The sequence below is a fragment of the Wohlfahrtiimonas larvae genome (genome assembly GCF_002006755.1).
GTDB classification, from domain to species: Bacteria; Pseudomonadota; Gammaproteobacteria; order Cardiobacteriales; family Wohlfahrtiimonadaceae; genus Wohlfahrtiimonas; species Wohlfahrtiimonas larvae.
In genome coordinates, this window is the sequence record NZ_MVDO01000087.1 from 1 (window position 1) to 10,797 (window position 10,797).

Sequence of the window (10,797 nt, forward strand, 5' to 3'; positions counted from 1 at the left end):
GCCTTGTAGTGCTACATAAACCACGACAAATGCAACAAATATACTCACAACTGCACATGAGAATGCTAACAACATGCGAGGACCCAATTTGATGATGCTACGTACATCACACTTCAATAACATCAATACCAACATCGCTGGTAATAATGCTCCGCGCACGGATGAATATGCACCACTAATTTCAGCATTATTGGCAAACAAACCTGCGGTATTCATCACTGCTGCCACCACGTAAACCAAAACAATTGCAGGCACAAATGTTAGTATTTTACGCTGATGCGTAAACTGCTGTAATGCAGTCATTGCAGCGGCTAAACACACCAGAACTGCAACATAAGAAAAGCCATTTTCAATCATAATTTCCTCCTAATAACCTTTATTTTTTATAAAAAAAACGGCCAAAACCCAATGATTCAAATCAAAAAGACTTGAAGCATCTGATTTTGGCCGGATTTTATTTATTCAGTATAAATAAAGCTGCTCAAAAAGTTACTTAGATTCGCTTTGCATTATTTGCTGGTATTTCTTTTGCGCATCTTTCAATGCAACACCAAATGCTTTTTGCGAGGATCCAAAATAACGCGTGTTAATGCAATCAATGACATCAGGGCTCAATACATTTTTACCAATCAATAGACTTTTCACAAAGCTATTGGTTAAACCTAAAGTTGCAGAGCATTCGACATCGACAATGATGGCAGTTTTCCTATCCACAACGATTCCGACAAAAAAGGCTTTATACACTTCCATGATTGGGTTGTTCTGCGGTGATTTCGCATCCCCAACAATATAGATAGTTGTATCCTCAAAATGCATAATGAAGCCTTCTTGGTGAAATGTTGTATCCAATAATTAACTTATATCTAAGCTAATTTCCTTGGAATATAGCATTCAATGTTTTAATCAACAAGTAGAATTTACATTTCTCTTATTCTTATCTAATACATATACACTTAACATCATGAAATATTAGATAAACACTCAGTTTAAAACCTACAAGCCAACAACATTCAATCATATAAATTACTTTATAACGGCTTCAAAGGATATTCCGCAGGAATATTGTATTGCTGCATTTGCTCATCAAATGTCATGATGAAGGACTGATCTTTATATTCAGCACCCAAATAATGGCCATTCAATGTGATTTTAATGTCATACATTTTCTTTTGATCATTCGGGATAAATTCATAGCTTCCCTCAATAATATCACTCAGATCTGCATGATCTCCACCTGCATAATGCTCACTATCATCATAGAAAGTAGGGATATATGAATCAAAAATTTTGCCATTCTGATCACCCACAACCATAATGCCACCTTGAGAAACGCCTTGCCCTGTATAACCTGTTTCTGTCACAAAACCATAGCTATTGAAGCCAATTTTATGAAATTTATAATCCGTTGGTGCATAACCTGAAGAACCTGCGTCGATAAATAGCTCTTGCGCGATCACATTGCTCTCAAAGCCCTCGCCATTATCTTCAATGATTAAACCAATATTGCCTTGCAAAACATGTGCATCTTCAAAATTATCGCCCACAGCTAAATAGTAGGTTTTGTAATGCCCTTCCTTTTCTTCATTTGGCACAGCTTCATTGGCATGCAACGATACGCAATATTGGCTTGTACCGCTTTCTGTTTCTTTCTTGGCAAAGTAGCACATCTCAGATTCAGAATACTCTTTATAAGCTTCTTTCATCACATCTGTTTTGGCAGTTGCCAATGGCATTACTAACATTAATCCTAAAATTGCATATTTGTTCATCACACTCTCCATGAGTATTTAGGACAATAAAAAAGCCTTTAATGCATTATTATTAAAGACTTATATAAAAATATTTTAATCTTATTTCTTTATAAACATCTCTTTCACAAAATCTACTTCGCCCGTTTCTACTTTATAGAAAGCACCCACGATGCCAATCTCACCATTTTCATACATATCTTTTAAAACTGTACTTTTTTCTAAAATATGATCAATTGTATATTCAACGTTATGGAACGCCACCATATCTACAGCTTCTTTAGATCTAATGTCTAAATCTTGATTATGAGCTTTAACCTGTTTAATAGAGGGTTGAATTTTGGCTAGCAAGTTAGTTAAATGCCCTAATTCAGCACCATGACAAGCGCCTGTAATCGCACCACAATGAGAATGCCCTAACACCATAATCAATTTAGAACCTGCCAATTTACATGCAAATTCCATTGAACCAATGATATCTTCATTCAATACATTACCCGCAATGCGTGTACTAAAAATATCACCCAAACCTTGGTCAAAGATCAATTCAGCAGATGTTCGGCTATCAATACAACTCAAAATGATCGCAAAAGGAAACTGCCCTTCTTTGGTTTCGTTCACTTGTTCGAGCAAGTTGCTGTGTGCTTTTAAGTTTGCCACAAAACGCTTATTGCCTTCTTTCAAGAAATCTAGCGCCAATTCTGGTGTTAAAGACTTCTGATCTTCGATGTTATGTAATCTCATTGTTTAACTTCCAAATGATGGTAAATAGTTAAACAATCTACTCCGATTTTTCCAAAAATGGCGATAATGAAAAATATTAATCCAAAACCTGTATAGACAGCTTTACGAAATTAACACTGATAAATTACATATCATTTAAGATCAGTTGCTTGATTTTCACGGCTTTCTCAAAGTGATCGAGCTTGTGTGTTTTGATCCACCAAGTGGCAGCTTCCATCAATAATTCAGGATCATCATTTTTATTTTTAAAAAATGCGTAGAAAGACAAACCAACATTGTCGCCTTTCTTTTCAGTTTTCTCATCACAACCTGCGATGAATCGTTGTTTGAGTGAATCTCTCATTAATTTTTTACTCTCAATGGCAATACATCTTCCACAATCATTTGCGTATAAGCTTCTTTCACCGCTTTATTGTATTTAAGCTTGCTCACAGGATGTTCAGTGCTAGATTTATATTGATCAAAATTGCTTGTTTTTCTTAAATCATCTTCACCAATTTGTGCTTCATCCACTTTGCTGGGATTATAGTTATCTACAATAAATCTCAACTCATCCTCTTGAACAGCCCATTTTTGTGCAAAATTTTTCACTAAATGATCAATCGTACTCGTGATCATATCATTCAGTAATTCATTAATATTTTTACCACGATATGTATTAGGGTCTTTTTGAATATCTTGCCATAATTGTGCCATTAAACTTGCAAGTTTGGCATTATCAATGCTCAAGCGTTCAATATAATCCGTCACCTCTTGTGATTTTATATTATTTTCAAATTGAAATTCCGCAGCTTTAGTTTCTAATGGTAAAAAGCGTTGAATTAAAGCTAATATGTAATGATAGTTAATTTCGTCACTATGATGCGTTTGCAAATCATATTCAATATCTAATGGCTCTATATCAAGATTCTCACTGCTAACTACACGTAACTCTTCTAATATATTTTTATATTTGCCGTGATATTCTTCCAACTCATCATTATGAATACCAAAAATCTCAGCAAGCATTTCAGGCTGAAATTCATAATAAGCTTTTATTGCAGTCATAGCTTTATCTAACTCTTGGAAAGCTTTAGCAAATACTCGTTTCTCTTCCACCAATAGATCATCAATAACTTCAGGATTTGCGGCGATATTTTTCAATGCTGCGAATGCTTCTGCTAAATTTTCCGCTGCTTCTTCATAACTTGGTGCTAAAATAAAGTTCTCACCACCATTGGAATATAAAAATAGCGCATCATTGACGGCTTCTGTAAATACCAATGGCGTTTGGAAAGTCACAATTTGTCCAAATTTTTTATTATGATCAAATAATCGATTTGTACGAGAAAATGCTTGAATAATATTAGGTGCGCTCATTGGCGGGCGATCAATAAATAATGTTGAAATACAAGGTGCATCAAATCCTGTTAATAAACGATCCACTACAATGATCAGATCAATTTGCTCTGCCCTATTCTGATAACGCTCACTTTTACGAGCCAAGCGAGCATTCACATTTTGATTATATGCCCGCATATTTTCCAATGAGTAACTTGTACCATACATTGCATTATAATCAACAATAGATGCCGCCATTTTCATTTGGTTATCCACTGAACTTTCTTCATTTTCAGAGAGAGAATAAGTAATCGCAACTTTTGGAAAGTCAGGCAAAATTGCCTTTGTGCGCTCACTCACCGTAACCGTTTCATTGCCCTCAATCACACTTTGAAATAGATCATAATACTCCTGAGCAATGGCAATACTTGGCACTGTGAGCATTGCACCATAAGCTTTACCAACGCCACTTTCTGTTGAAAACCCAAGTTTATTGCGAGATTGATTCACAATAGAATCGATCACCTTTAAACGATGCTCTTTACTATCATAAACATCCTTTGGGATCAGCTTTTCTTTATCTATCAGAGATAAGCCATCAATATTTTTCATAGGATGATAATGACGAATAATGTCATCCATCATATCTTCTTGTAATGGATTTTTATATTCAATTTGAAACCCTAAAACAGCTGCATCATTAATCGCTTCCTTCACCGTATATTGATGCAAACATGAACGTTTTGGATTCTCTTCTGTTGGTCGATTTTGTGGGCTACTATACATCATGGCAGTTGTTGTATGTTTTTTCAATTCACCAAAAATTGGCGTGCCTGTAAAGCCATACCACATTGCATAACGAAAGATTTGATCCAACTCTTTTTTCTTTTGTGGCGTTACAGCTCGATGGCACTCATCCACAATAAATGCAACTTTTAGTTTTTTAATTTTTTCATACGTTTTAGTTAATCGTTCTGTTGCATCTTCTGACATACGCTTCATTAAGTGATTCAGCTTTTGGATCGTTGTCACAATCACAGTACGGTCATCACTCGCTAAACGCTTCACCAAGTCATTCACATTGTCCGTTTCATCAATGGAAATTGGGTCAAACTCCGCATACGATGCAAATGAACTTGTAGTTTGCTGATCCAGATCCACACGATCCACAATGAAAATAGTTTTATCAATGGATGGAATTTGCAATAAATTAGATGCCACTTTATAGGATGTTAATGTTTTGCCTGAGCCTGTTGTATGCCAAACAAAGCCAGATAATTGCTGTTTAGAAGCTTCTTTCACAGCTTCTATCGCGTGAATTTGATAAGGACGCAACAGTATCAACGCTTCTTTATCACGATCTGTAATAGAATATTGTGTCACCATTCTGTGTGCTTGTGGAATGGATAATACATTTTTCGCAAAGGCTAGATAATCCGTCACAGGTTGATTATTCGCATCCACCCATTTACTCAGAAATTTCTCATTAATCTGTTTATATCCGCTCGATGCAATATAGCGTGTATCTGTACCATTGCTCACCACAAACATCTGTGTCGATGAAAATATACCTTTAAATTTATCTTCTTGTAAATACTTTCTAATCTGACGGAAAGCATCCATATATGGGTGTTGGCGGTTTTTCAATTCCACATGGATCATCGGCAAACCATTGATGAGCATTGTGACATCAAATCGTCTTTCTCTGCTTTGTTCTTGGGAACTTGTGAATTGATTGATCACTTCATAAACCGTTGTACCACCCGCAATATCCGCACGATTGATCACATTCAAGCGAATTGTGCCGAGGCTTGCATCTTCTCTTTGCACTTGCACTTTTGCGATGCCATTTTCCCCAGATAGCCATTTGGCAGCTTCATAGAAATTCGGGAAAGTAAGCTGTGCTTTGACTTGGTTAAATTCTTGTGCTGTCAGCATTTTATCTTTCAGTGCTGCACGATTATTGCGCTCTAAAATTTGTTTAAGATTCGTCCACAAATCCGCTTCTGTGCGTAAATCCTCACGATAAATCCATTGAGATTCCCCAGAAATTAACTGATTAATCAAATCTTCTTCGAGCTTTGCTTCTTTCGTAAATTTAACCACAACTCTCCTTTTAATATTAATAATGTGATCTATTATCTGCGCTTGCAAAAATTGTTAACATAAACATTATCGCAAAATACCCTACGACTAAAATAACCCCAAAATATGCAATAATAGATAGAAGACTAAACTGAACTAATGTGCCAAAAAACCCATAAATCCAATTGGTAACAACAAAGTTATATATTGCGACACCTAAATAAATTAAAAGAGCAATGATCACTAATACAATGCCATTCAAGGTTTCTGAAGTGAATATTATGCCAAATAATTCATATCCTTTAGCATTCACAATAGAAGAGTTATACCAACTCACACCCCAAATAAATAAACCACCTGCAATGCCGAGGATAATAAGCATTGGTTTAGTGAAAAATGCATGATCAAACTTATCTTCACAATGCTCATTAAAAAACATAATAACACCAGCTAAAATCACCAATGCCACAATGATCCCGACAACAATCAATACCGTCACTTCCATACTCCTTTATATTTTCTATTTTAGATATACATTATTTTAATATTTTACAAACTAACTGATTTAAATTACATAGGATTAATTCTGATACATATCTCTCATGACTCTTGGTGAAGTTGCCAATGCAGAAGCAACAAAATACACAGCCAATAAAATGATGCCAAAATATGCAAAGACTGTTAATAATCCAAATTGAACGATTGTGCCAATTAAGCCATAAACCCAATTGGTTTTAACAAAATTATAAATTGCTATGGCAAGATAAATGGTGATCGAAAATGCGATCAAAACAACAGAACTCAATGTGCCTTGATTAAAAAAAATCCCCATCAATTCATAACCTGATTTATCGGTCGCTGCGGATAATGAATACCAATGCATACCCAATAAAAACAATCCACCTGTCACACCCAAAGTAATCACAATCGGCATAGTAAAAAAACGATACCCAAACTTTTGTATACAATGTCTATTAAAGCCAATAATAAATAACCACAATCCAATTAAGCTTATGATTGCAATGATGATTGTTAACATCGTCATTAATCTATTTCCTTTTTATGCTTTATATCTTGGAACTTCCCGGCACGATTCACACCAATCGAAGCTAGGTTTAGCATCACGATAGATTTTAATAATTTTTCCATTCGAACAATTTGGGCATGCATCTTGTGTACCCAAATCTTGATGATATAAATAATTGCTCACTGCATTTGGAAAATAATTCGTTAATATTTCTAGTAAATATTTACGATCAATTAAGATAAGGTTTTCATTTGCTTCTTTCAGCGCAAAATCATCAAAATAATGTGTTGTGATGAATAAACCCATTTGACAATTTTTACTAGATAATGAGCCTTTAAATGCATTCACATCTTTATTATTAATTCGGCTATTGCAACCTTTAGGATTCCAAGCTTTACATTGCACGCCTATTTCACGAACATTGCCTTTATAACCGATCACATCAATACCACCATCATTCATGCCATCAGTAATCTCTGCGTAATATCCCATTTTTTCCAAGATTAACTTGGCAATTTCATTTAAAGCTGTGGATTTATCTTTTTTAGCTTTTGCAGTATTTTCGCTAGTATCATTCAGAGTTTTGATTAAAGAGAGAACTTCATTGCCTTCTTGATCAAACGTTAATAATTCTGCCAAATTCACTGTATTGACCGCTTCAACTACTTCTACATTTTGCTCTTTTGTTTTCTTCTTAAAAATTGATAACATCTAACTAACTTCCTTCTTATACAATTACAACTTAAATTCTGTATTCATTCCCCCGAATCAATACAGCGTAAAAAATTATACAAACATTCTTTGCAACATCGCCTTTTTCAAGCTTTGATAGCTTTCTAATTTCTTTTCATGCTGCGCTATTTGCTGATCCAACTTCTGAAAAAATGCCCCAATCTTCTGCTGTTCTTCTATTTTTTTGGGTATTTGAATTTTCAACCTAGATAATGATCGCTGGCTCACTCCTGTTGCTGTACCACCACTTGCCAAAGCTTGTAATTCTTTAACTACTTGATGAGAGCGCAATAAACATGCTAAAAAATCATCTGTAATTATCAATTCTTTAGTGATAAATGCTATTGTTCGTTGGCTTAAAATATATCCTCTATTATCTGGCACTTGAGCAACATTTCCCATAGGAGCTTCTGTTGTGAATAAAACTTGCCCTTTTCTTAACTCTTTGCCATTCATCCATTTTTGATATAACTCATCATTGCCATAATGTGCATCAACATCAAAATCAATATAACCTTGTTTTACATTAAGTGCTGATAATGCTAAATAACCATTATTATCATCAGACCAACCTAGCCCTATTTTTAATGGAGTTCTGCCTCTAAAATCAATGATATCTTCGATTGTATCTAAAAAGTTAAACTTGTCCCAATCCCCATTAAATCCATCAAAGCGCACTTTTGGCACTTTCTCGCCTTTTTGTGGGAACATCTTTTGCAACATAGCTTTTTTATAGTTTTGCGCTGTTTCCAATGCTTTTTGTTGCAATTCGATTACTTGATCGATTTTTTGGAAGAAATTCCCGATTTTAGTTTGTTCTTTTAATTCAGGAACACAAATTGGCATTTTTTGGAAAGTTGCCATTCCAATAGCAAAACGATCTGATCTAGCACCTTGATCACCATGAGTAAACATGAATTTGTGCCAATTAGTTGTAGAGAAATAATGTTCTAAAAAATCAAAATTAATAATATGTGAATTAGGACGGAAAACAGAATATAAAGGTGACATAACTCCTGTACGACCTAATTTATTACGTTTAATTGGTCCAACAGGTGCAAAATTCGATATTCTTGGGTTATATACAAAATCATTATCTTGGACAACGTAATAGTTATCTAAATTTGCTTCATTAGAAATATCTTTATCAAAGAAATCTCTTTGATTAATAATTCCTCGCTCAGCAGAATTAGTAAATGTTTCAGTGACCTGATTATCCTTATTTTTTTCTTGAACACGAGAAGATATTTCACTCAATTTTTTCTTTTGCCAAGGATCAGAAAATCCTGAAAAACGGAGTTTTGGGATATGGGTTTCTGTTTTAGCCATTGTGATCACCTTTAAGGATTGCTTTAAAGGCTTCGAGTTCATCATTGGCTTCATTAGTTGTGCCAACCAATTCGCCAAGCATTGCAAATAACTCTTCTTCTGCTGTTTTTAATTCCGCATTCACGCTGATCATATTCGCTGAAATATCCGCCAGCGGAATTTCAGGTTCAGCTTCAAATGTATCCACATAACGCGGAATATTGAGGTTAAACTCATTTTCCTCAATCTCTTCAAAGCTTGCCACATAGCTATATTTATCCATCGTTTTACGATTGACGTAAACATCCAAAATCTTAGCAATATTTGCTTCTGTCAAAATATTCTGCGTGCGAACCTTGTCAAATTCGCTAGATGCATCAATGAACAAAACATCTCGCTTATCATAATCCTTTTTCAAAACGATGATCGTTGTCGGAATGGATGTATTAAAAAAGATGTTGGAGGGTAAGCCAATCACCGCATAAATATGACCATTTTCTAACAAAATTTTACGAATTTTCTCTTCAGCACCACCACGAAACAGAACGCCATGCGGTAAAACAATCGCCATTGTGCCATTAGATTTTAGATGATAAAAACCATGTAACAAAAAAGCAAAGTCTGCTTTCGACTTCGGTGCAAGTACGCCATAAGGCGCAAAACGCACATCATCCAAAAAGCCTTTTGCGGCACTCCAATCTGCTGAATATGGCGGATTCATCAAAACGCCATCAAAGTTTGTTGGCTCTTCTGTTGGCCAGTCATCATCTAATGTATCCGCATTATTCAAATATTGGTTAGCAATTGGCACACCATGGAGCATCAAATTCATGCGCGCTAAGTTATAAGTAGATGTATTGATCTCCTGCCCAAAATATTGAACAGTATTTGGTTCAGTTGTTTCTTTTTTAATATTCAACATCAAAGAACCTGAGCCCATTGTTGGGTCATATACGCTGAAGCCTTTTTGATCCTCTTTACCATGAATCACGATTTTAGTCATGAGTTCTGCAACAGGCTGTGGCGTATAGAATTCCCCTGCTTTTTTCCCTGAATCTGAGGCAAATTGCCCGATCATATATTCATAAGCATCGCCCAAAATATCACCCGAATGCCCTGCAAAATCAATTTCTGCTAATTCCTTCATAATGCCTGAAATAGTTTCATTTTGCTTTTGTGGTGTTGAGCCCAATTTACGAGAATAAAGATCTATGTCTTGAAACAAATTGGCAAAAGCATCGGCTGATTGCTCTATATTACGAAAACCCTGCTGTAAACTTTCTAATTGAAAAGATTGGCTGTGTACCTCATTGATCAACTGCGTAAATGTATATTGTGGTTCGATCACATAGGAAAACTCATCTTTCAAGGCATCTTTTAAATCTTCATGAATCTCAGGATCATGATAAGCCTCTGCATAAATTGCCTGTGCTTGCGTTAGATTTTCAGCCTTTTCTTCTAATTGATCCACTGCATAATGGAGCATTTTATCGGATAAATATTTATAAAAAATAATGCCTAATAAATAGTTCTTATATTCATTGGCATCCATTTTTGACCGCAAAATATCGGCAGATGCCCATAATGCGCTGTATAAAGATTTAGAGTTTTGCTCTGACATAATCAATCCATCATTGTGTTCATTAATATGGGAAAGGATTCTAGCAGATTTAATAGATGTCATAGGCAATTACTAAGTATAAAACCAATCTTTATGATGATTTAAAGTTTATATGCTAACCAATCAATAATTGCTAAAGAAGTTAAACTCTTTCATATTAAAAACTGCATAAAATAATAATATTATAAGAGGGGAAATAACAGTGATACTAC

Annotated in this window: 11 protein-coding genes; all 11 read right to left on the reverse strand. The window is 35.0% G+C overall.

From position 1 onward, the window contains the following. Nucleotides 1-357, reverse strand: a 357-nt coding sequence (locus BZK14_RS05575; RefSeq protein ID WP_143691365.1) for a DUF819 family protein, incomplete at its 3' end; no start/stop codon positions are given. Between the two features lie 132 nt (nucleotides 358-489). Further along, nucleotides 490-816, reverse strand: a complete 327-nt coding sequence (locus tag BZK14_RS05580) for a DUF3870 domain-containing protein (RefSeq protein ID WP_077925582.1) — start codon at nucleotides 814-816, stop codon at nucleotides 490-492. Nucleotides 817-1,028: 212 nt separating this feature from the next. Then, complete coding sequence (locus tag BZK14_RS05585; RefSeq protein ID WP_077925573.1) at nucleotides 1,029-1,769, reverse strand: hypothetical protein; 741 nt, start codon at nucleotides 1,767-1,769, stop codon at nucleotides 1,029-1,031. Nucleotides 1,770-1,850: 81 nt separating this feature from the next. Beyond that, a complete protein-coding gene (locus tag BZK14_RS05590) occupies nucleotides 1,851-2,492 on the reverse strand; it encodes a carbonic anhydrase family protein (protein ID WP_077925574.1) in 642 nt (213 codons plus the stop codon). Between the two features lie 124 nt (nucleotides 2,493-2,616). After that, nucleotides 2,617-2,835: a DUF6500 family protein gene (locus tag BZK14_RS05595; RefSeq protein WP_077925575.1), complete on the reverse strand. Its 219-nt coding sequence runs from the start codon at nucleotides 2,833-2,835 to the stop codon at nucleotides 2,617-2,619. Next, on the reverse strand, nucleotides 2,835-5,918 hold the full coding sequence (locus BZK14_RS05600; protein WP_077925576.1) for a type I restriction endonuclease subunit R, EcoR124 family: 3,084 nt from the start codon (nucleotides 5,916-5,918) through the stop codon (nucleotides 2,835-2,837). The genes BZK14_RS05595 and BZK14_RS05600 overlap by 1 nt, the downstream gene beginning before the upstream one ends. A 16-nt stretch (nucleotides 5,919-5,934) precedes the next feature. Further along, nucleotides 5,935-6,396 carry a hypothetical protein gene (locus BZK14_RS05605; protein WP_143691366.1) on the reverse strand — a complete coding sequence of 154 codons (462 nt, stop codon included), beginning with the start codon at nucleotides 6,394-6,396 and terminating at the stop codon, nucleotides 5,935-5,937. An 81-nt stretch (nucleotides 6,397-6,477) separates the two neighbouring features. Further along, entirely contained in the window at nucleotides 6,478-6,942 is a 465-nt protein-coding gene (locus BZK14_RS05610; protein ID WP_077925578.1) for a hypothetical protein, read from the reverse strand. A 15-nt stretch (nucleotides 6,943-6,957) separates the two neighbouring features. Next, complete coding sequence (locus BZK14_RS05615) at nucleotides 6,958-7,635, reverse strand: restriction endonuclease (protein WP_077925579.1); 678 nt, start codon at nucleotides 7,633-7,635, stop codon at nucleotides 6,958-6,960. Between the two features lie 75 nt (nucleotides 7,636-7,710). Further along, complete coding sequence (locus tag BZK14_RS05620) at nucleotides 7,711-8,985, reverse strand: restriction endonuclease subunit S (RefSeq protein ID WP_245831182.1); 1,275 nt, start codon at nucleotides 8,983-8,985, stop codon at nucleotides 7,711-7,713. Then, complete coding sequence (locus BZK14_RS05625) at nucleotides 8,978-10,585, reverse strand: type I restriction-modification system subunit M (RefSeq protein WP_077925581.1); 1,608 nt, start codon at nucleotides 10,583-10,585, stop codon at nucleotides 8,978-8,980. The genes BZK14_RS05620 and BZK14_RS05625 overlap by 8 nt, the downstream gene beginning before the upstream one ends. Nucleotides 10,586-10,797 lie beyond the last annotated feature (212 nt).

What these genes read in the sequence shown, in the direction of transcription:
- BZK14_RS05595 (WP_077925575.1), bottom strand. Translation starts at nt 2,835, where the DNA reads ATGAGAGATTCACTCAAACAACGATTCATCGCAGGTTGTGATGAGAAA.
- BZK14_RS05590 (WP_077925574.1), bottom strand. Translation starts at nt 2,492, where the DNA reads ATGAGATTACATAACATCGAAGATCAGAAGTCTTTAACACCAGAATTG.
- BZK14_RS05620 (WP_245831182.1), bottom strand. Translation starts at nt 8,985, where the DNA reads ATGGCTAAAACAGAAACCCATATCCCAAAACTCCGTTTTTCAGGATTT.
- BZK14_RS05610 (WP_077925578.1), bottom strand. Translation starts at nt 6,942, where the DNA reads ATGACGATGTTAACAATCATCATTGCAATCATAAGCTTAATTGGATTG.
- BZK14_RS05580 (WP_077925582.1), bottom strand. Translation starts at nt 816, where the DNA reads ATGCATTTTGAGGATACAACTATCTATATTGTTGGGGATGCGAAATCA.
- BZK14_RS05625 (WP_077925581.1), bottom strand. Translation starts at nt 10,585, where the DNA reads ATGTCAGAGCAAAACTCTAAATCTTTATACAGCGCATTATGGGCATCT.
- BZK14_RS05615 (WP_077925579.1), bottom strand. Translation starts at nt 7,635, where the DNA reads ATGTTATCAATTTTTAAGAAGAAAACAAAAGAGCAAAATGTAGAAGTA.
- BZK14_RS05585 (WP_077925573.1), bottom strand. Translation starts at nt 1,769, where the DNA reads ATGAACAAATATGCAATTTTAGGATTAATGTTAGTAATGCCATTGGCA.